19 protein-coding genes are annotated in these 21475 nt (G+C 66.3%); 4 read left to right on the top strand and 15 right to left on the bottom strand.

The genetic code is table 11. The annotated features are described in order from the left end of the window. The first annotated feature begins 281 nt into the window (after positions 1–281). Together cbiE and KF688_06635 are read left to right on the top strand one after the other, a co-directional pair. Positions 282–1520, top strand: coding sequence for a precorrin-6y C5,15-methyltransferase (decarboxylating) subunit CbiE (gene cbiE / locus KF688_06640; GenBank protein MBX3425339.1), 1239 nt, complete (start codon positions 282–284; stop codon positions 1518–1520). Positions 1521–1531: 11 nt separating this feature from the next. After that, a complete protein-coding gene (locus KF688_06635) occupies positions 1532–2119 on the top strand; it encodes a GNAT family N-acetyltransferase (protein ID MBX3425338.1) in 588 nt (195 codons plus the stop codon). Positions 2120–2137: 18 nt separating this feature from the next. Here KF688_06635 and argJ read toward each other — a convergent pair whose 3' ends face one another. From argJ to KF688_06620, 3 genes are all read right to left on the bottom strand, one after another. Beyond that, complete coding sequence (argJ, locus tag KF688_06630; GenBank protein ID MBX3425337.1) at positions 2138–3331, bottom strand: bifunctional glutamate N-acetyltransferase/amino-acid acetyltransferase ArgJ; 1194 nt, start codon at positions 3329–3331, stop codon at positions 2138–2140. Between the two features lie 213 nt (positions 3332–3544). Next, a complete protein-coding gene (argC, locus tag KF688_06625; GenBank protein ID MBX3425336.1) occupies positions 3545–4558 on the bottom strand; it encodes an N-acetyl-gamma-glutamyl-phosphate reductase in 1014 nt (337 codons plus the stop codon). Positions 4559–4831: 273 nt separating this feature from the next. Continuing rightward, positions 4832–5869 carry a phosphotransferase gene (locus KF688_06620; protein ID MBX3425335.1) on the bottom strand — a complete coding sequence of 346 codons (1038 nt, stop codon included), beginning with the start codon at positions 5867–5869 and terminating at the stop codon, positions 4832–4834. A 119-nt stretch (positions 5870–5988) separates the two neighbouring features. On the opposite strand from KF688_06620, the gene KF688_06615 reads away from it, so the two are divergent. Together KF688_06615 and KF688_06610 are read left to right on the top strand one after the other, a co-directional pair. Then, a complete protein-coding gene (locus KF688_06615) occupies positions 5989–6336 on the top strand; it encodes a P-II family nitrogen regulator (GenBank protein MBX3425334.1) in 348 nt (115 codons plus the stop codon). Between the two features lie 29 nt (positions 6337–6365). Then, complete coding sequence (locus tag KF688_06610; protein MBX3425333.1) at positions 6366–6722, top strand: hypothetical protein; 357 nt, start codon at positions 6366–6368, stop codon at positions 6720–6722. 45 nt (positions 6723–6767) lie between these two features. Here KF688_06610 and KF688_06605 read toward each other — a convergent pair whose 3' ends face one another. From KF688_06605 to KF688_06550, 12 genes are all read right to left on the bottom strand, one after another. Then, positions 6768–8000 carry a hypothetical protein gene (locus KF688_06605; protein ID MBX3425332.1) on the bottom strand — a complete coding sequence of 411 codons (1233 nt, stop codon included), beginning with the start codon at positions 7998–8000 and terminating at the stop codon, positions 6768–6770. 115 nt (positions 8001–8115) lie between these two features. Next, positions 8116–8313 (bottom strand): DNA gyrase inhibitor YacG, encoded by a 198-nt coding sequence (gene yacG / locus KF688_06600; GenBank protein ID MBX3425331.1) that lies wholly within the window; start codon positions 8311–8313, stop codon positions 8116–8118. Between the two features lie 55 nt (positions 8314–8368). Then, a complete protein-coding gene (locus KF688_06595) occupies positions 8369–8686 on the bottom strand; it encodes a zinc ribbon domain-containing protein (protein ID MBX3425330.1) in 318 nt (105 codons plus the stop codon). Positions 8687–8745: 59 nt separating this feature from the next. Beyond that, positions 8746–9333 (bottom strand): nucleotide exchange factor GrpE, encoded by a 588-nt coding sequence (gene grpE, locus KF688_06590; protein ID MBX3425329.1) that lies wholly within the window; start codon positions 9331–9333, stop codon positions 8746–8748. 124 nt (positions 9334–9457) lie between these two features. Then, positions 9458–10582, bottom strand: coding sequence for a molecular chaperone DnaJ (dnaJ, locus tag KF688_06585; GenBank protein MBX3425328.1), 1125 nt, complete (start codon positions 10580–10582; stop codon positions 9458–9460). Positions 10583–10752: 170 nt separating this feature from the next. Next, positions 10753–12372 (bottom strand): chaperonin GroEL, encoded by a 1620-nt coding sequence (gene groL / locus KF688_06580; GenBank protein MBX3425327.1) that lies wholly within the window; start codon positions 12370–12372, stop codon positions 10753–10755. 108 nt (positions 12373–12480) lie between these two features. Then, positions 12481–12780 (bottom strand): co-chaperone GroES, encoded by a 300-nt coding sequence (groES, locus tag KF688_06575; GenBank protein MBX3425326.1) that lies wholly within the window; start codon positions 12778–12780, stop codon positions 12481–12483. A gap of 161 nt (positions 12781–12941) precedes the next feature. Then, on the bottom strand, positions 12942–14696 hold the full coding sequence (groL, locus tag KF688_06570) for a chaperonin GroEL (GenBank protein MBX3425325.1): 1755 nt from the start codon (positions 14694–14696) through the stop codon (positions 12942–12944). A 339-nt stretch (positions 14697–15035) separates the two neighbouring features. Beyond that, positions 15036–15662: a hypothetical protein gene (locus tag KF688_06565; GenBank protein MBX3425324.1), complete on the bottom strand. Its 627-nt coding sequence runs from the start codon at positions 15660–15662 to the stop codon at positions 15036–15038. A 74-nt stretch (positions 15663–15736) separates the two neighbouring features. Then, a complete protein-coding gene (locus KF688_06560) occupies positions 15737–18190 on the bottom strand; it encodes a hypothetical protein (GenBank protein MBX3425323.1) in 2454 nt (817 codons plus the stop codon). 32 nt (positions 18191–18222) lie between these two features. Continuing rightward, positions 18223–19800, bottom strand: a complete 1578-nt coding sequence (locus KF688_06555) for a right-handed parallel beta-helix repeat-containing protein (protein ID MBX3425322.1) — start codon at positions 19798–19800, stop codon at positions 18223–18225. A 53-nt stretch (positions 19801–19853) separates the two neighbouring features. Then, a complete protein-coding gene (locus KF688_06550; GenBank protein ID MBX3425321.1) occupies positions 19854–21455 on the bottom strand; it encodes a hypothetical protein in 1602 nt (533 codons plus the stop codon). Positions 21456–21475 lie beyond the last annotated feature (20 nt).

Raw genomic sequence — 21475 nt, 5'->3', positions numbered from 1 at the left:
GCAAATGCCAAGGCGAGCGTGTTCTCGGCCCTCGCGTGCCGTGCCGGCGGCCAGCGCCGTCCGCTCCAATTTAGGACCAGCCCCGACGCCGGTCGGACCAGGGCCGGGGCGAATGTGCGGCCGCCGTTGACGCAGGCTCGGGGGTCGGTCGGATTGGGCCCAACGCGACTGGAGCGAACGACCCGCGAGCGTTACCTTGGTAGGTGCCATTGCAACCCGGTCCTTTCGAGAACGGCCGCGACTTCCCGCCTCCCGACTCCCGCCTGACAGCGCCACGTCCTATGTCCGCCCCTCCGGTTTCGATCATCGGCCTCGGCGACGACGGCCTCGAAGGCGCCCCGCAGAACGTGCGGCAGTTGATCCTCGACGCCGATCTGCTGGTGGGCGCCGAGCGGATCCTGACGCTCATCCCCCAGACTTCGGCGCAACGGTTCGTCCTGGGCGCCGACATGGACGCCGCGGCGACGGCGATCGGCAAGGCCCGGGGCCGAACGGCCGTGCTCGTCTCGGGCGACCCGCTCTATTACGGTCTGGCCCGATATTTCTGCGACAAGCTGGGGCAGGATCGCTGCGAGATCATTCCGCATGTCAGCAGCATGCAGTTGGCGTTCGCGCGGGTGAAGGAAAGCTGGGACGAGGCGTATCTGACGAATCTCGCCAATCATTCCCTGGAGGCGGTCGTCGAGCGAATTCGCACCGTCGCCAAGGCGGGCCTGTTCACGACCGAAGAGTGCGGTCCCGACGCGGTGGCCCGGGGGCTGCTCGATCGGCGGATCGACTACTTCACCGCCTACGTTTGCGAGAACCTCGGCGCCCGCAACGAATGCGTCACGCGCGGCTCGCTCGCCGACATCGCCGGGCAGAAGTTCGGGCCGCTCAACGTGATGATCCTGGTCCGCACAGGGAGCGCCCCCGACCAACCTCGCGACCCGGCGATCCGCAGCCTGTTCGGCAACCCGGACGAGTTGTTCGTCCAGTCGAAGCCGAAGCACGGATTGTTGACCCCCGCCGAAGTGCGGGCCGTGGCCCTCGCCCAGCTTGCGCTCGGCTCGCAAGGAGTCGTGTGGGACGTCGGCGCGGGGAGCGGGTCGGTGAGCGTCGAGGCGGCCCAGATCTCCCCCGGCGGTCAGGTATTCGCGATCGAACAAGACGGCGAGGACATTGAACTCATCCGCGAGAACGCCGCTCGGTTCGGCGTGGGCAACGTGACTCCCGTTCTCGGTCGTGCCCCCGAGTGCTGGGAATCGCTCCCCGCTCCCGACGCGGTGTTCATCGAGGGGAGCGGCCGCGAGGTCGCCCGGCTGGCCGAACTGGCCTTCGCTCGGCTGCGCTCCGGGGGACGACTGGTGGCGAGCGTGCGAAGCCTCGAGAGCGTCCACGAGGCTCGCGTCGCGCTCAAGGACAAAGCCGCGGAAGTCGCCGTGCTGATGCTCAACCTTTCGCGGGGGGCCGAACAACTCGATCGCCTGTATTTCGACGCCCTCAACCCGGCGTTTCTGGTAACGGCGAGCAAGGCGTAGATCAACTCGAGATGGACGAGACCGCTCCGGAACCGAGCGCTGGCGACCTCCCCGCAGCAGGGCGGGCCGAGTTCAAAGCTCGTGTGAGAATCCGCACCGCCGTCGTCTCCGATGCCGCCACGATCCTGACCCTGATCCGCGAGTTGGCCGAATACGAGCAGTTGACGCACGAGGTCGTCGTCACCGAGGACCTGCTGCAGGCGACGATGTTCGGCCCGCAATCGGCGACTTCGGCGTTGTTGGCCGAAACGGACGACGGCGAGACCGTCGGGACAGCGATCTACTTCCGCACCTACTCGACGTTCCTGGGACGCGAGGGAATTTATCTGGAAGATCTCTTCGTGCGGCCCGAGTATCGAGGACGCGGGGCCGGGTCGCAGCTTCTGGCGGCGGTGGCGGCCGAAGCGGCGCAGCTCGGCGGCCGACTCGAATGGGCCGTCCTCGATTGGAATCAGTCGGCGATCGACGTCTACGAATCGCTCGGCGCCGTGCGGCACTCGGAGTGGCTGCGGTATCGCCTCGTCGGCGACCCGCTGGCAGCGCTGGCAAAACGAGCCGAGGCCGTGGCGCCGAGCGAGCCGGGCCAATCCCTTGGCTGACGAGTCCGTACGAACCGCTCAGGTCGTGTAATCTGCGTTGAGCCGCACGTACTCGGCAGTCAGGTCCGAGGTCCAAAAGCGGGCCGATTGCTCGCCTTCCTCCAGAATGAGAACCAACCCGCAATTGCGGTCGGCTTTCATCGCCGCTGAAACGGCCGCGGCGTCGAACACGACGGGAGCACCGTGCTCGTAGAGCAGCGAGCCGTTCAGCAGCAAGCTGACCTTGGTCGGGTCGAACGGAACCCCCGCATAGCCGGCGGCCGAGACGATGCGGCCCCAGTTGGGGTCGTGCCCCGTGACTGCGGTCTTCACCAGCGGGCTGTCGGCGATCGTCCGGGCGATCTTCACCGCATCGGTGCGCGTGCGGCAGCCGTGAACCTCGACGGTGATCAAATGCGTGGCTCCCTCGCCGTCGCTGGGAATCATGATCGCCAGTTCCTCGCAGACCTCGACCAGAGTAGCTTGGAACTTGGCGAGCCCCGTCCCGGAAAGGCGCGGCCCCCCCGCGGCGCCGTTGGCCAACAGGACCACCGTATCGTTGGTGCTCGTGTGCCCCTCGACGCTGATGCAGTTGAACGACTCGTCGGCGGCGTCCTTGAGCCCCGCCTGTGCGTCGGCGGGCGACAGCGCGGCGTCAGTGCAAACGACTGCGAGCATCGTCGCCAAATTGGGACCGATCATCGCCGCGCCCTTGGCCATGCCGGCCACGACGATCGGCGTGCCGTCGATCTCGATCCGCCGCGAACAGAGCTTCGGATGCGTGTCGGTGGTCATCATGCCGCGCGCGGCCCGCTCGAAGTGCTCGAGGGTGGCGCTCAATTCCCCTGCGGCCAGAGCGACTCCGGCGGCGATCTTATCCATCGGCATGAGTCGCCCGATGACGCCGGTCGACAGGACAAGCGTCGCCGCGGGGTCGACGTCGCAGGCGATCCCCACGTGACCGGCCGTCTCGGCGGCGTCGCGATCTCCTTGGTCGCCGGTGCAGGCGTTGGCGTTGCCCGAATTGACGACGACGGCCCGCAGCCCTTCGCCCGGCACCCGCTCGCGACAGAGCTTCACCGGCGCCGCGCAGACGAGATTCTGGGTGAAGACGCCCGCGGCCGTCGCGGGGCGGTCGGAAAGCACCAGCGACAAGTCCTGCTTCTGCGGATTCCGCTTCACCCCCGAGTGGACCCCCGCCCACCGAAATCCCTGCGGCAAATGCTCGACCATCAATCGTTCCTCTCTGAGTTGGGTCGCTAAGCCGATTGCCGAAAGACACGCGGTCGGGACGAGCGCTTTGTCAACTCGTGCTTTGTTGGGTTCTATGAAAGCGCTCGGCGAGCGAGGCTTGCTCCGGGCCGCGGATCGCTCGCTCGTGTCGCCGTCAATCGTCGAATGCCAGTTCTGCCTCGTTGACCGCATCGCCACGGGACCTTGCCCCGATCAAAGCAGCGCCGTCGTTTCCTCGAAACCGTACATCAAATTGAGGTTCTGCACGGCGGCGCCCGAAGCGCCTTTCACCAGATTGTCGATCACGCTCAGCACCAGCAACCGGCCGCGGACCAACCGCACGGTCAGGTCGCACCAATTGCCGCCGACGACGTTCTTGGTGGCCGGCAAATCGTCGAGCACACGGACGAACGGCTCGTCGACATAGAACCGCCGCAGTTCCGCCAAGGCGTCGTTCGCCGTCACGTCGGGGCCGGTCGGCAGTGCATACGCTGCGGTGAAGATGCCTCGATCCATCGGCACAAGGTGAGGCGTGAAGACGACCTCGGTCGGTTGGCCGCCGAAGTCCGTCAGCACCTGATCGATTTCCGGCGTGTGGCGGTGGCTGCCGACGCCGTAGGCCGAGACGCTCTCGTTGCACTCGGGGTAATGGAACGCCGGCTTGGGAGTTCGTCCCCCGCCGCTGACGCCGCTCTTGCTGTCGATAATGATCCCCTCAGACGCGGCGAGCCCCGCTTTCAGCAAGGGCGCCAACGCCAAGATCGCCGAGGTTGGGTAGCACCCGGGGTTCGCCACAAGGTCGGCCGGCCTGATCCGCTCGCGGTACAACTCCGGCAGCCCGTAGACCGTCGTCGGCAGCCGCGCGGGGTCGGGGTGCTCGTGCTGGTACCACGTCTGGTAAACGGCCGGATCGTCGAGCCGATAGTCGGCGCTGAAGTCGACCACCCGCTTGCCCAGGTCCAACAGCGGGGCGACCGCCTCTGCGCTCGCCGCGTGGGGAAGGCAGCAGAAAACGCAATCGGCTCGCTCGGCGACCGCCTCCAGCGAAAGGTTCTCCAACCGGAGATCGAGCAGCCCCCGCAGCCAGGGGTGCTCCTCGGCGACATGGGGACGGGAGTCCTGCCGGGTGGTCAGGGCCGTGACTTCGACCTGAGGATGCCGCACCAGCAACTTGAGCAGCTCGCGGGCTCCGTAACCGCTGGCCCCCAAAACGGCGACGCGCACCATGTCAACTTCGCGTGGTTTGTGCTTGTGATCGCGACGGTCCGCCTCCCCCCACGCTGCCCATGGGAAGGGCCGAGAAACGCCCAATATAACCGCCTCCCGGCAGGGCGGCTACCACGGGTGACAGCGGGCGGAGGTCGCACAGGCTCCTCGCGAAGCGTGGCGGAAGTCCGTCATGCAACGAAGCCCCCAGGCCACGCCTCGACGCCTCCAACGGGGCGTAGACACCGCCCCGCTCCCCAGTGTTCGCGGCCGTTCTCGACGAGACTGACGCCCTCAGAACTGGGTTGGGAGCGCGGCCAACCGTTCGGTCAATCGGCCCAGCCGGCGCCACCCTGGCTGGGCAGCGGCGCCGCTGAAACGACCGGACGCGGGGCCAAGCCACCGCAGCCACCGCGCTGCAGCCAGAACGAGCCCGCTGGTGCGCAACGGCTCCAGAGAATCCTGCTCGGCTGATTCGAGCGGGCGGACTGCCTCGTAGGCGGCCTGCCCGACGTGCCAGCGCTCGCGGTCGGCTCCGCACCAGCTCTCCAGCAGCCTCGCCGTATCGGCCGCAAGGGCGTCGACCGACGCGGCGCCAAAATCGACGAGGCCGGCGACTTGGCCGGCGGCGTACAGAAAATGCTCGCGGCGAGGGTCGCCGTGGCGCCACGCAAGGGGCAGTTCCCGACGCAGCCAGGGATGCAACTGCCGAACGACCTCCGGCAGCAGCCGGCGAACCTGTCCCAGTGCGACCAGCGCAGCCTCCCGCTGCTGCGGAGCGGCTGCGGGCCAGCCCGCGGTCGCGATCTCACTGAGCTCGCCCCGCAGCAGCCGCTCGGCCAGAGCGGCGCGCTCGGCCAGCGTCGGGGAGATTCCGTTCCGCGCCCCCCTCCCCTGCTCATCGAGCGGCGCCCCGGTCGCCGCGGCAAGATGCAGTTGCGCAAGGGCGGCCGCCGCCTGCCGCAGCGGCTCGTCCGAAGGCTCGCTCAAATCGGGCTCGCCGGGTCGCCATGTTTCCAGGTGCCACAGCGCCCCGGCTTGCTCCCACGTCGTGCCCCCGTGCATGGTCGAGACGGGATGGGGCGTGAATTGGACGCCGCGCTGACCGACATGACGCAGAAAACGATGCACGGCCTCGATCCGCGCTCGCCCGGGATTGGTCGAGGGCCAGCGTCGCAAGGCATACGCGGCGTCTCCCGCGACGATTCGCCAGATGCGAGCCCCGCTGAACGCTCCGGGAACCGTCAGCGACTCAATTGCCGAGACCGGCCGCTCGGCAAGCCACCGAGAGGCCAGGGCACGGACCAGCGGTTCTTCGCTGTCGCCAATCATCCTGGTTCGTTCTCCACGCCCCGGTTCGCAAGTGTGCTCCGCTTGTCGGCCTGTCGAGGTCGGCTATGCTAAGCTCCACGCCGAGAACCTCCGCCGCGGGCCAGCCGCCGCCACGCCCCATGAAACTGCTCATCGCCGTCATCCAGCCGACCAAACTCGAAGCCGTCCAGCAGGCGCTGCGGCAAATCGGCGTGACGCGGTTCACGGTCGCCGACGCGATGGGGTTCGCCCGGCAGCGGGGCCTCGACGAAATGTACCGCGGCGCGGAGTACAAGACGAACCTGTTGCGAAAGGTTTCGCTGGAAATCGCCGTCAACGACGACTTCGTCGAGCGGACCGTCGAGTGCCTGGAAAAGGTCGCCCGCACGCCCGGCGGCGGGAATATCGGCGACGGCAAAATCTTCGTTTTGCCGCTCGAGCGGACGATCCAAATCAGCGACGGCCAAATCGGCCCCGGCGCCGTCTAGGCGTTCAACGAGCCGCCCAGCACCGAGCCATGATGCAACTGGGGCTTGTCAGCACCGATCTCATGCTCGCCTCGCGGCTCGCCGGGGTCGCGACGGCGTTGGAGTTGCGGCTCGTCACCGCCGGGTCGGCCAGCGTTGCGCTCGACTGGAACGCTGCCGAGACCGCGGTCGTCGTCGTCGATCTGCGAACCGTCGGCAGCGGGATTCGTGACTTCGCCGCCGCTTGGCATTCCGCTTCCGACTCTCCGCCGCTGGTGGCCTGCGGCCCCCATGTTCATGAGCAGTTGCTCGCCGCGGCGCAAGCGGCCGGCTGTGCAGCGGTCGTCACCCGCGGCCAATTCGATCGCGACGCCGAACAGATCCTGCGAGCAGTTCTGCAGACCTGAAGCGCACCGCAGCGGCGACTCTGCGAGCGAACTGCGAAGGGTGCGTTACTCGGTCGCCCCCTCCGGCGCCGGGTCGACCTGCGGGACGCCCGTTTGCGGATCGTCGATCAGCTTGGGAATGCGCGGCTCGGGGGATCCTTCGTCAAACGCGGCTTCGTCGAGTTCGGTCGAGTCGACCATCCGTCGCATGAGCAAGTAGATCCCCACGCCGGTCGACCACAGATACGCGACCGCGAACGCCGGCGGGACGGCCGACAGCAGGCCGTTCCATGCTCGCATGCCGCGCCCCGCGGCCGCCAGGAGCACGCCCGGCTGCTCGTCGCCTGCGGCCTCGGCCGTGAGCTCGGCGACTCGTTCGGCCCCCGCGCCCCAGCTCAATCCGAACTCGGTCCCCGCGACAGCCCACTGGACCAAGAGCACGAGAACCGCTTCGGCCAACAGCCCGATGAGCGACGCGAACGCGACGAACGTCGCCAAATGGAGCGGCCGCGAGTAGGAGTAAGCCCAGGCCCGGCTCACCGCGTCGAAGGCGTCGGTCCGCTCCACGGCGACGGTCGCCCACATGAACGGGAACCCGACGAGGTGCAACAGGGTCAACCCCGCCCCGATGACCCCGAAGGCCAACGCGACGAACCAGAACAGGCCTCCCAAGGCCGCCAGGACGTCAACCCGCATCAGGAACCCCGCAACAGCCAGCACGGCGCATGTGGCGGCGATCAAGGAGAAGCTGAACGTCGGCGCCCCGGCGGTCGCGGTCCAGCGGGTTGCCGCCGCTTGCAGCGCCGCGAGCGGTCCGATCGATTCTCCCCGGGCAAGCGACAGGGCGGCGATCCGCGCAATGGCCCCGCCGAACAAGGCCCACGCCGCGATCGTCCAGACCCCGGCCAGCAGGAACCCAACGACCTGTCGCCACCCGCTTGCGTCGACCAGCCGCGTGAGCGGCTGAATCGCCCAGGCCCACGCTCGCACGAGCGGGCCCACCCAGATGTGCGGCGCGAGCGATTCGTAGAGCCGGTCCGAGGCCACAGGCGCGTCGTCAGCAACCCTCGGGAACACCGCGGGCGGCGACTGCAATTGAGAAAACGAGGGGCCCGGATCAGGCTGGACGATCGCCGCGTCAACGAGGCGCCAGCCGACTTGAACGGTCGCGACCCCCAGCATCGCCAGGATGATTACCCCGGGCGACATGGCGACCCGCAGGGCCCGCACCAACAGCAACCCAGGAAACACGTCAGCCCAACGAACGGCGCCGACGACGCTCGCGGTGTTCGAACGCATGGCGAAACCCATTGACGAGTGATGCAAGACGGACATGCGAACACGCCAGGCACGCGCGAGGCGGTTTGCGGTTCGTCGTCATTGTAACCTAAGTCGCCCCCCGCCGGGGACGCGGTTACTCGACCTCGTCGTCGATCCAGGGAAGTTCCGGTTTCTCGTCCGCTTCCGGATCGGGAACCACTGGCACCGTATAGCCTTCGTCGAGCCATCGCCCCAGGTCGATTGTCCGGCAACGCTCGCTGCAGAACGGCGTCGTCGCTCGGGACGCGGGGTCGAACTCGCACTCGCACACCGGGCAGCGCATCAGAACCATGGGGGGAGGAGAAGCCTGAAAATGGGAAGGGAACTCGGCTGACCGAACCGACAGGTTATTTGCCCCCCTCCTTCTTGCCCTTGCCGGGGGGCTTCTTCGGCTTCGAGTCGCCGGCGTCGGGCTTCTTGGCCTCGCCTCCCGAATCGCTTGACGATGGCTTGTCCTTCTCGGCGCTCTTCTTGTACGACTCGCTGCGATAGTCGGTCTGGTAGAAACCCGACCCCTTGAACACCACGGCGGCGCCCGTGCCGAACAAGCGGCGCAGCTTGGGCTTGGCGCACTCGGGGCACTTCCGCTTCACAGGCTCGCTGATCGACTGAAACAGTTCAAACGCATGGCCGCAAGCGTCGCATTCGTAGTCGTAAGTGGGCATGGAGGATGAAGGCAAGAGGTGAATGGCGATTGATAATGGGCAGCGAACCAGCCTGTGCCTCAAGACGCGCTCTTCCCCGACGACACGATCACCTGGGCGGGGCGCACCACGCGGTCGTGCAGGCGGTAGCCGCCTTGGGCCACCAGGAGCACGTGATTCGCCGGGACCTCGTCCGAGGGTTGTTGAAGGATCGCCGCGTGGAACTGCGGGTCGAACGGCTGTCCGGCGGCTTCGATCGGCTCGACCTGATACTGCGCGAGGACCGACAGCAACTGCTGCCGCACCAGTCGAAACCCGTCGAGCAGGTTGCCGGACGAGGCGTCCTTCTCCGCCGCTTCGATCGCCCGCTCCATGTTGTCGAGCACGGGGAGCAAATCCCGAGCGAACGGCAGCGCCGCATAGCGAGTCGTGTCGGCCAACTCGCGTGCCGTCCGCGTGCGCAAGTTTTCCATCTCGGCCTGCAGTCGCAGCGCCCGATCCCGAGCCGCCGACAGTTCCTCGCGAAGCGTCGCCGACTCGTCGGCCGGCTGATCGCCCGCGGCTGACTCGGGTTCGCCGGGCTCGACCGCCGCCGCGTACTCTTCGGCCATCTGCGCCGCGTCATCGGCCGTCGTCTCGTCAGCAGTTGATTCGCCGTGCTTGTTCATCGTCTTACCCCGTTCTCTTCGCTCTGGCGGGCGTCGGCGCCCGCGTAGTGACTTGGCCCGCTCCAACGCCGTAGCGGGGGGTCGAAACGGCGGCTGGGACCGTCCGTCGCTTGGCAGGAGGGTCTCACTCTTCCTCGCTCGCCAAGAAGTACTCTTTGAGTTTCTCCATAAACGACTTGCGGTGCGGGGCGACGTGCGTCTGCTCCAACTCGGCCAATTGCCGCAGAAGCGTCTCCTCCTCGGCCGACAGTTTCTTCGGCACGTCGATCGTCACCTGAACGTGCAAGTCGCCCCGTCCCGGGCGACGGGGGTCGACCAACCCTTGCCCGCGGAGACGAAAGACCTCGCCCGACTGCGTACCGGGTTTGACCTCGATTTCGGCACGACCGCTGAGCGTCGGCACCTCGACCCGCGCCCCCAGGGCCGCCTGCGAGTAGGTGATCGGCATGCGGAAGATCAGATGCTGTCCCTCGCGCTCGAACAATTCGTGAGGCTTCACCGCGACGACGCAGTAGCAGTCGCCCGGCGGACCGCCGTTGGGGCTCGGCTCTCCCTGGCCGGCGATGCGGATTTGCATCCCGTCGTCGATCCCCGCGGGGATTTGCACCTCAGCTTGGGCCGTGTGGAGCGTGCGACCCTTTCCACGGCATGCGCGGCAAGGGCTTTTCACCGTCGAGCCCTCGCCGCGGCAAGCCGGACAGGTCGTCTGCATTCGCACGATGCCGGCCTGCTGGATCACTTGCCCGTGACCGCCGCAGTAGGAGCAGGCCTCGCGGACGCTCCCCGGCGCCGCGCCCGAGCCGTCGCACGTCGCACAGGTCTCGTGGCGCTGGAACTCGACCGTCTTGGCGACCCCCGCGGCGGCCTCTTCCAGCGTCAGGGTCGTCTCGCACCGCACGTCGCGGCCCTTGCGGACCCGGCGGCTGCGACCCCGCCCGCCGAACAGATCGCCGAACAGATCGCCAAACGCCCCGAAGATGTCCTCGACGTCGGTGAACCCGGCCCCGCCGCCGTGGCCGTTCTGCACACCCGCGTGTCCGAACCGATCGTACCGCGAGCGTTTGTCGGAATCGTTCAGGATCTCGAACGCCTCGCTCGCCTCCTTGAACCGCGCAATCGCCTCCTCGTCCCCCGGATTCTTGTCCGGGTGATACTTCACAGCGAGCTTGCGATACGCCGAGGCGATCGTCGCCCCGTCGGCCGAGCGCTCGACGCCGAGGATTTCGTAATAGTCGCGAGTCGTGGCCACGGTCGAGGACGTCTGACGGGCGAATGGTGAAGCAGAGGATCGATACAACAGCCGGGCCACTCGCCGCGGTTGCGATCGAGTGGCCCGGCGAATTCGCGGGGCAGGCTTTCCAGCCTGCCTCTCGTCACTGTCGGCAAACACGTCAGGCTGGAAAGCCCGACCTGCGAAGACTACCGCACGCTGCCGACGACGGCCTTCTTGTCCTGGTCCTTCGAATCATAGTTCGTGACCAGGGCCTCGGTCGTCAGGATCAGCCCCGCGATGCTCGCCGCATTGGTGAGAGCCGTCTTGACCACCTTGGCCGGGTCGATGATCCCCGCCTTGTACATGTCGACGTACGCCCCGGCGTTGGCGTCGTAGCCTTGCGAACCTGACTTCTGGCTCACTTCGTCGGCGATGACGCTGCCGTCCAGACCGCAGTTGTCGGCAATCTGCTTGAGCGGGGCGGCGAGCACGTCGGCGACGATGTTGACGCCGATTTTCTCGTCCCCCTTCGCGCCGGACCGCGCGGCCTCGACCGCCTCCTTGCACCGCAACAGCGCCACGCCGCCGCCGGGGAGGATGCCTTCTTCAACGGCCGCCCGGGTCGCGTGCAGCGCGTCCTCGACGCGGGCCTTCTTCTGCTTCATGTCGGCTTCGCTCGAAGCGCCGACCGAGACGATCGCCACGCCGCCGGTGAGCTTGGCGAGCCGTTCCTGCAGCTTCTCGCGATCGTAATCGCTGGTGGTGTTCTCGATCCCCTTGCGGATTTGATCGATCCGCTTCTGGACCTCGCCCTTCTCCCCGGCGCCTTGGACGATCGTCGTGGCGTCCTTGGAAACCGACACCTTCTTGGCCTTGCCAAGGTGTTCGAGCTTGACGTTCTCGAGCTTGATCCCCAGGTCCTCGCTGATGAGTGTGCCGCCGGTCAGGGCCGCGATGTCGCCCAGCATCGCCTTGCGGCGATCGCCGAAGCCCGGCGCCTTGGCCGCCGCGACGTTCAGCACGCCCCGCAGCTTGTTGACCACCAGCGCCGCCAGGGCCTCGCCCTCGACGTCCTCGGCGATGATCATCAGCGGCTTGCCCTTCTGGCTCACCTGCTCCAACAGCGGCAACAGGTCGCGCAGGTTGCTGATCTTCTTTTCGTGGATGAGGATGTAGGCGTTCTCCAGGACCGCTTCCATCGTCGCCGATTCGTTGATGAAGTACGGCGACATGTAGCCCTTGTCGAACTGCATTCCCTCGACGAACTCGAGGGTCGTCTCGGTCGTTTTCCCTTCCTCGACGGTGATGACGCCGTCCTTGCCGACCTTCTCCATCGCGTCGGCCAGCAGGTCGCCGATGACGCGGTCGTTGTTGGCGCTGATGGAACCGACCTGGGCGATCTGCTCCTTGCTGGAAACCTTCTTCGCCATCTCGTCGAGCTTGGCCACGGCCGCCTCGACCCCCTTGCGGATGCCGCGCTGGACGGCCATGGGGTTGCTGCCCGCGACGATGTTGCGGGCGCCCTCGCGGAGAATCGCCCGGGCGAGCACCGTGGCGGTCGTCGTGCCGTCGCCGGCCAGCGACGAGGTCTTGTCGGCCACCTCGTGCACGAGCTTGGCGCCCATGTTCTCGAAGGGGTCTTCCAGTTCGACTTCCTTCGAGACCGTGACGCCGTCCTTGGTGACCGTCGGGCCGCCGAACGACTTGTTGATGATGACGTTGCGACCGGTGGGGCCCATGGTGACGGCCACCGCGTCGGCCAGCTTGTCGACGCCGCGGAGCAGCTTGGCCCGTGCGGCGTCGTCGAACATGAGTTGTTTTGCCACGACTGCGATTCCTTGTGAGTTGGTTGCGTGGTTAGGGACGAGGCGAGGAAGCGCGCCGACGAGGCAAGGCCTCGCGGCGACAGGGACGTCGATCCCTTCGCTTGCGGCTTAGCCGACGACCTTCGCCAGGATGTCGCTCTCGCGGAGGATCTTGTATTCGTCGCCGTCGACCTCGACTTCCGACCCGCCGTACTTGCCGAAGATCACCTCGTCGCCGACGGTGACCGACAGCTCGCCGCGGGCGCCGCTGTCGAGCAACTTGCCGGCGCCGACCGCCACGACCTTGCCGCGTTGCGGCTTCTCGCGGGCCGCGTCCGGAAGCACGATCCCGCCCGCGGTCACCTCCTCGGCGTCCAGGGGCTTCACGACGACGCGATCATCGAGCGGACGAAGTTTGATTTTGGCCATGACTTGATATTCCTGCTGTCAGAGTGCTTGGTTCAACCGCGATCGCCGCGACCTGTGTCGGCGACGACCCGCAGGTCATTGGAAAGTTAACTTTGGCAACCCCAGGCAACCGGGGCTCGAACGTTGGTTCCGGCTTATTGAACCGGCAATGAGGAGCTCGCTTACATCATTCCCGGCATGCCTCCCATGCCTCCCATGCCTCCCATCCCGCCCATGCCGTGGTCATGGTGATGGCCGCCGGCGGCGGGCTCCTCGTCCTTGGGGATCTCGGTCACGAGCGAGTCGGTCGTCAGCAGCAACGCCGCGACGCTCGCAGCGTTCTGCAGCGCGGTCCGCACCACCTTCGCGGGGTCGATGATCCCCGCGGCGAGCATGTCGCCGTACTCGTCCTTGTCGGCGTTGTAGCCGTCGTTCTTCCCCTTGAGCTGCCGGACGCGGTTGACGACCACCGCCCCGTCGACCCCCGCGTTCTCGGCGATGTACCGCAGCGGGTAATCGAGCACCTTCTTGATGATCTCGGCGCCATGGGCTTCGTCCCCTGCGAGGCCAAGCTTGGCCAGGGCCTTCTCGGCCCGCAACAGCGCGACGCCGCCGCCGGGGACGATCCCCTCGTCGAGCGCCGCCTTGGTCGCGGCCCGGGCGTCGTCGAGCAGCGCCTTGCGCTCCTTCATCTCGGTCTCGGTCGCGGCGCCGCACTTGATCTCGGCCACGCCGCCGGCGAGTTTGGCGAGTCGTTCTTGCAGCTTCTCGCGATCGTAGTCGCTGTCGGTGGTTTCAATTTCGCGACGGATCTGCTCGGCCCGGCCGTCGATCGCATCCTTCTTGCCGCCGCCGCCGATCATCGTCGTGTTGTCGCTGCTGATCGACACCTTGCGGCACTTGCCGAGGTCGGAAAGCTGGACGCCGTCGAGCTTGATCCCCAGGTCCTTGAAGATCGCCGTGCCGCCGGTCAGCGTGGCGATGTCGCCGAGCATCGCCTTGCGGCGATCGCCGTAGCCGGGGGCCTTCACCGCGCACACGTTGACGATGCCGCGCAGCTTGTTGACGACCAGGGTGGCGAGCGCCTCGCCCTCGACGTCCTCGGCGATAATCAGCAGCGGTCGGCCCGCCTTGGACACGGCCTCGAGAATCGGCACCAGGCTTTTGGCGTTGGAGATCTTCTCCTCATAGACCAACACGAGGCAGTTCTCGAGCTCGGCCGACAGGTCGTCTTCGTTGGTCACGAAATGGGGAGAGAGATAGCCGCGATCGAACTGCATCCCTTCGACGACCTCGACCGTCGTTTCGTTCGAGCGGCCTTCCTCGACGGTGATCACGCCGTCCTTGCCGACCTTGCCGAACGCGTCGGCCAGCACGCTGCCGATCGACGGGTCATTGTTCCCCGCAATGGAGGCGATTTGCTGGAGGCTCTTCTTGTCCTTCACGTCGATCGGCTCGGCCATCTTCTGGATGGCGTCGGTCACCGCGACGACGGCCTTGTGCAACCCGCGACTGAGGGCCATGGCGTCGCACCCGGCGGCGAGCATCTTCAACCCTTCGCGGAAGATCCCTTCGGCCAGCACGGTGGCGGTCGTCGTGCCGTCGCCGGCGACGTCGTTGGTCTTGCTGGCGGCTTCCTTGACCAACTGGGCGCCAAGGTTCTCAAACGGGTCGTCCAGCTCGATATCTTCCGCAACCGTGACGCCGTCTTTGGTCACCTTGGGCGAGCCCCACCCCTTGTCGAGCACCGCGTTGCGGCCGCGGGGGCCCAGCGTGCTGCGGACGGCGCGGGCCAGCTTTTCGACGCCGGCCGCGAGCGGCTTGCGGGCGTCGTCCTCGAATACGATTTGCTTGGGCACGAACGGATCCTCCTGTGAGACGGAACTGCGTGAAGCGTGTGCGAGACGGCGAACGATCGCCGAGACGTGCGTGTTCATCGAGCCCCCGGCCGCTGGCCGGGGGTGATCCGGGCGTCGACCGCGCCAAAACGGCAGGCGCACCCAGGTGTCCCGCGGGAGAGTGCAAGCGACGTGCCGGAAGAAAATCAAGCGTCGAATCATGACGCAAGACGTTATGAGCATGCATGTTACGAAGACAGCAGCTTCGCATCGCCGGACGCACGGCGGAGCGATCCCCCTGCCAAAATGGCGGAGCATCGGAAGCTCGTCGGCTGGAGCCGCCTGAACATGGGGCCCCGGTTTGAACGGCACGAGCATTCCCTTGCGTGCAATCGCAGCACAGTCCTTCGCCCAAACCTCCGCATCAGGCGACACTCGTTACGGCCGTGCCACGATTCCCGACTTGCGCGCCAGGCAGACGGTCCCTCCTGCTGCGAGCAGCCCTAAGACAATCGACGAGGGCTCCGGGATCCGAGAAACACGGCTTCCGCCGCTATACAAAGTTTTGCCAGGAGCGACGAAGCTGTTGAAATCGTTCGCTTGCCCAACGACAAACTCGGGATTGATCTCGTAATACCCATCCGGCGCCGAAAAATAAGGAATCACGACAAGTTGACCGCGAAAGTTGCCCGCCAACAGCGACGTGAAATCAATGACCGCGGTGGGCCCCAATCCCCACGGGCTCGACGGAGTGACGAACGCGGACGTCAATCCACCGTATTCTGGTGCGTACAATGACGCCACGAGCGTCGGGCCCTCGTACAGTTGCAGCGTAACGCCGCTCAATCGAAAGTAGCCGGCAGTGCCGCCCAGGCGGAGCGTATTCGATCCGGGAGGAGCGGTGTAGTAGTCGGGAAAGCCGGGAAGTTGAAGCTGCTCAACCCCGATATGAAGCTTTTGCCCTGGTCTCACGCGGGGGGACCACGCACCCTGCGTCACTTGGGGAGCGCCAAGAATAGCAATCGCGAGCACCGGAAGGACGCGCCGCCGCATCGCCTCGTTCATGAGAACCGCCTCCGTCAAAGTTGAGCGGGTTAGTTCGGCCAGTTCTCATAGCATACCCGACCTGCCGTCGGCGGTCACTCCTCGCCAGCTCCTCTGGCGACTCCGCAGTTGCGCCAACGACGCCCCGCGGCCAAGGCCAGTCCGAGCAGTGCGACAACCGCGCCGGCCGGTTCAGGAACTGCCGTCAAGGCCTCGACTGCGTCGGGGCCCGTCCCGAACTGAGTCTGGAAAATCGCCAGATCGTCGCCGTCGACAAAGCCGCTGCCGTCGGCGTCGCCGGCCGCCAGCCCCCCTGCGGCCCCGGCTCCCCGCTGCCAGATGAGGAAGTCGGACCCGTCGACAGTTCCGTCATTGTTGAAGTCGGCGTTCTCCAGCCCCCCGTCCGCAACCGACAACTCGCCGGTCGTGAACAACGAATTGGGATTCCACGTCAACCCGCCGCCGAGCGTCGGCAGATCGAGGAAGAATTCGCCGAGGGCCGAGCTGAAATCAAGGAGGTCGAACGAGTCGCCTGCTTGGGGCACGTACCCGTCCAGCTCAACCCGCAGCGTTCCTTGGACGATCAACTCGCCGCCGACCACGAGCCGGTCGTACGAACTCGCCGAGGCGATGCTCATCGACAGCGTTCCCAGGGCGTCCTGGAGATAGTCGCCGGTCACCTGGATCGTGCCGGACGAGTTGCCAGGGGAAACGAGGCCCGAGTTGGCAAGCGTCCCCTCGATCAATCCGCTGCCGGTGACGACCCCTTCGGCTTCGACCATCACCAGCGGAGCGATCAGCTTGCCGGCCGAATGAAGCACGAGCGTCCCGGCGCCCGTGGGCGATCCGATGACGGCCTCCTCGGCCACGCGGAGCCAGCCGTTGGTGATGCTCAGCGTCGCCGACTGGCCGACCTGCCCGCCGACGAGCAACATGCCGGCGTGCTGGCCGACCGCGTCGACCACGACGCTCGTATCCTGGATGACGGCCAAATCGAACCGCGACGGCTGCCACATCGAGCCGGCGGTGACGCCGCCGTCGTCGGTGCGCCAGTTTTCGATGCGGGCGTAACGGTTGCTGAGCCCGCCGGTAAAGACGATCGGCGCCGGAGCGGGAAACGCCCCCAGATCGTTGATGAACTCGATGAGGTTGATGTAGCCGTCGTTGTCGAAGTCTTCATTCCAGACGAGATTGCCGCCGTGCATCGCCTCCCAGGCGTCGGCCATGCCGTCGAGATCGACGTCGTAATCGGCCGGGTGGGTCAGCGTCGGAGCATTGAGAAGCCCGTTGAGTTCGCCGGCGAGGGGCGCCGCCGCAGCCAGCGGCACGCCCGTGAAATTCGTCACGTTGCCAATCACGCGCGTGTCGATCGCGTCGCGGTCCCACCACCAGTTTCCGACGTGATTGACGACCTGCTGGTACGCGTCGGGCGCCGTCTGCGTCGTGACGGGCGGGGTGTTGAAGGGGGTCGCCTGCTGGATCAGCACCCCGTTGCCGGAGGGGTTCACTTGGAACATTCCCCAACCGGTGTTCGTCCCGTCCAGCACGCCGTCGGCCGGCGGACCGCCGGGGGCGTCGTCGGGATCGATGTAATTGCCCGATTGATAAACGCGTGCATCGATGTTCTTGTCGACCGTGAAGGCGATCGTCGAGTTGCTCAGGGTTCCCGGGCCGGAGACGATGTAATTGCCCACGTAGTTGATGTCGGCCTTCTCGCGGTCCGACTCGCTGCTGCCGCCAGCGTAACTGGCGCGGTCGCGATAATTGTAGACGACGTTGTTGCGGAAATCGGCGGTCAGCGTTTCGCCGTTGTAGGTGCCGAACCGGGCCTGCCGGCTGGCGTTGTTCACGTACAGGTTGTGGTGAAACGTCACTTGCGAGCTGATCCGCGGCCGAATGAGCGAGCCGTAGGCGTGGTTGTTGACCAGTGCGTCGTGAATCAGCGAGTACTGCACCGTGACGTTCGTATTGTTGTTGGCGACCGACAGGATCTCGTCCTCCGACCACGAGGCCGAGACGTGATCGAGAATCATGTGCGTTCCCAACCCGCTGCCGGCGAAAGTGATCGAGTCGCTGTTGTCGCCGGTCCCTTTGCGAAACGACATATAGCGGACGACGATGTTGCGGTTTTCCTTGCCGGAGCTGTGCGTCAATTGAACCATGTCGCCGTACACCGTCACCGGCCCGGGCGCCGTTTGGCCGGCTAAGTAGTAGTTCGACACATTCTTGATGTCGAGATTGTCGGAGGTCAAATTGATCGTTCCGGCGACGTCGAAAATGATGATCTTGTTCGAGCTGTTTTCGACGAACGCCCCGCGCAGCGATCCGGCGCCGCTGTCGTTCAGATTCGTCACGCGGTAAACGGTCGCGTTCGAAAACCACCCTGCCGCGGGAGCGGTCCCGGAAAAGGACCCGCCGTATCCTTCGGCTCCTGGGAAGAAGGGAAGTTGAGCGCGGACGGACCCCGCAAGTGCGGCGCCGATCGCAACGGCGACCAACGCCCGGCAGCAGTACGCCCGAGCGGTTACGGCAAGAATACGTTCAGTCATCTCGAAGTGCCTCAAATCTCGGTTCACATCGTTCACGAATGGGAGCAGGCATCGCTTGCCCCCGCGTCGGTCGCGCAAGTCACTCCCAGGCGGGACCGGGAAAGCAGAGTCGCGCACGCCACGATTCCGGCGAGCAAGAGCGTGTTCGACGGCGACTCGGGGACCATCGCCAAGGCGGGGGACGTCCCGACGAACTCCCGCTGCCAAGCAAGAAAGTCGCCGCCGTCGACGACGCCGTCGTCATTTGCATCGCCGTCAGTTCGTCCCGCGCCCGGCCCCTGGCCGTAGTTGCCTGACCATATCGCCAAGTCGGCGCCGTCGACGGCGCCGCTCTGGTTGAAATCAGCGGGCGAGTAGGCAGGCCCCCCCGTCTCGAAGGCCCCCAAATCGGGCGCCGCTCCGTAGAACGTCAGCCCGACGTCGATCCCGGCGTCGATCAGACCGCTGGTCGGGGCGAGTCGCAAGAAATCGAGCACCGGCAAACTGCCGTCCGCCTGCCGAGGCCCCGTGGCGCCTGAGTCGTCGAGCGACAAGAAATCGGCGGCAGTCGCGGGGATGCTGTTCCAGGTGTTGAACGAGTCCTCGACCGGCCCGAACATCGTCACGCTGCCCGACAACGACACGTTGTTCCGCACGAGGTGGGGATAGTTCTCGTCGAAGCGAAAGTTCCGGCTGCCGTTGGCGAACGCGGTGTTGTTGTCGACGACCACCCCGTGCGGGACATGGGGCGGGCTGATCGACGAGTTAGGGGTCGCGTTGCCGTTGACGTCGATCCCGTTGGCCGGATTGCCCCAGACGAGACTGTTGGTCACGACGTGCGTGCCGCTGTCCTGGCCGAGCTTGATGCCGTTGCCGTCGCCTTGAAACGACGTATCGCCCCAGATGTTGAAGCCGTTCTTGAACGCCCAACAGTTGTCGACGACGATCCCGTGCGCCGCGGCCCAAAAGTCCCAGCCGTCGTCCGAATTGCCCCATGCCCGATTGCCGCGAAAGACGTTTCCCGGCCCCAGTTCGCGAAACTTGGCCGCGAATCCGTCGGCGTTCTCGCCGTGGTTCAGCGGGTCGTAGTTCTCGTAGGAATCGCAGTTGAGGATGAGATTGTTCGTCGGCTGGCGACTTGAATCGCCCGAGAGTTGAAACCCGGAGTCCTTGTTCCACCGAAACACGAGCTGCTCGAACACGTTGTTCGAGCCTGAAACCCACATGCCGTTGTCGGGGGCGTTCTGGACGGTCAGCCCCTTGAAATGCCACCAGTCCCGCTCGAGTTGAATCCCCCGGTCGGTCGTCGAAGGGTTTGCCGCGAAGTCAAGCACCGGAGATTCGCCGGGATAGGCCTGCATCGTGATCGGCGCCCCGGCCGTTCCCCCCTTTTGAATCCGGATTCGCGACGACAAGTTGTACGTGCCGCCGCGCACCAGCAGCGTATCGCCGGCGTTGATTTGGCTGATCGCGTACTGAAACGTCCCCCACGGACTCCCCAGCGAGCCGGCGTTGGCGTCGCTCCCGGCGGGCGAGATGTAGAACTCGGCGCAGTGCGTCCCCGCGGGCGCCGCCGCACACAGCGTCAACACCGCTCCCCACGCGCGCATTCTGGCCGCAAGTCGTACCATGCGTCGATCGCCTCGGTTGTTCCGCAAATCTCTGTTCCGCAAAAAAGTCTCGCTCAGTCGCTGTGCCGCACCGACAATTTCGCCTCTCCCGTCGAGCGGTCGACCAGTTCGTGGAGGTAAACCTCCAGGTTCGTATACCCCTCGGAGTTGAGGGTTCGCTTGGCGCCGTCGGCCGGGTCGCGAAGGTCGAGACCGTAGCGGCGTTCAAATTCGTCCGGCATGCCGTCTCCGTCCGTGTCGAAGCCGGCCGGTCGGCGCGCCGGCTCGACATCGTCGATCCCCGCCAGCAGGCCGTCGGCCCCGCGCAGTTCTTCTTGCGAGTCGAGCAGGGTCCCTTGCCGACGCCTGAGTTCGGCAATCAGGCGCCGATCGACCGCGTCTCGGTTCAGCGAGCAGCCGGCGCCGACGACGACTCCGCGATACGCGGCGGGGGCGGCGACGGCTGATTTCGCCAGATCGCCGTAAAACCCGAACGGACTGCCGCCCTCGCCATCGACCAACCGATCCTTGTCCTCCAGCCGATCGAACGACCGCACCGCCCCGGCCCCGGCGAGCAAGCTGCCGTCGTGTTTCGCGTTTTGATCGTCGTCCAAGTAGTTGCCCGAGTGAAACAGTTGCGTCGGCGCCTTCGGATCGCCGCGGAAGACGGTTCGCGATCCCTTGGCCGGCCCGCAGACGTAGTAGTTGCCGACGAGGTTGATCCGCACCTGCCCCAGTTCGCTGCGGTGGGTCGCTCCGTCCCCCCAGTCGAACACGACGTTGTTCACCAAGTTGACGTCGCACCGCCGCCGCTCGTCTTCGCTCTTGCCCGGTGCCAGATGCTGCTCGCCCCCGACCGACGGATTGCGGGCCCGATGGTGGGCCCACAGATTGCCGACGAACGAGTATCCTCCCGCGTTTTGCTGTTGATCCTCCGGCGTCAACACGCCGCGAATCAGCGTGCCGAAGCCGTGCGGCCCTTTCGGATGAAACGAATCGTTCAGGCTGGCGGCGATGATGCAGTGCTGCACGGTCACGTCGCGGCTGCGCGTCACCGACAGCGTTTCGTCCATGCCCCAACTGGTCGACACATGGTCGACGATCACCCGGCGACTCTGGCCAATATCGAGGGCGTTGGCGCTCCCCGCGTCGAGATCCTTGTTGCCGGGGAACGTTTGTCGCTTGCTGCCTGGATACTCGCGCGCATGGAAATCGCCCAGTCGAATCCGCAGATACCGAACGACCACGTCAGCCGCGTCGTCGATCTCGACCGGATAGCCCCACAGCGTGACCCCCGGCCCCGGGGCGGTTTGCCCGGCGATGGTCAGCCTGTCGCGTTCAATCGGCAGCGGGGCCTTCAGTGCGATCGTCCCGCCGACGTCGAACACGATCGTCCGCGGCCCGTCGGCCGAGCGGATCGCATCCCGCAGGCTGCCGGGAATCTTCTCGTCCCGGCGGGGATGGTAATCGTCCAATGTCGTGACGTGGTAGACGTCTCCCCCCCGCCCGCCGACCGCGGCGGCGCCCTGTCCCACGGCGCCAGGAAACGCGGCAAGCTCCGCACCCCCCGCGCCGGCGGGCGCCATGACGATCGCACTGGCGACGACAGCGCTCCGCCAACTCCGTCCGGGCCGGAGCCGCAACCGCTGCGTCAGATTGATCGACCGGCCGATCATGCCGCTGCTTCTCTTCGCCG

The organism is Pirellulales bacterium, assembly GCA_019636345.1.
Taxonomy (GTDB): Bacteria; Planctomycetota; Planctomycetia; order Pirellulales; family Lacipirellulaceae.
The sequence above is the reverse complement of the archived record's forward strand: the minus strand, read 5'-3'. Positions and strand labels throughout refer to the sequence as shown.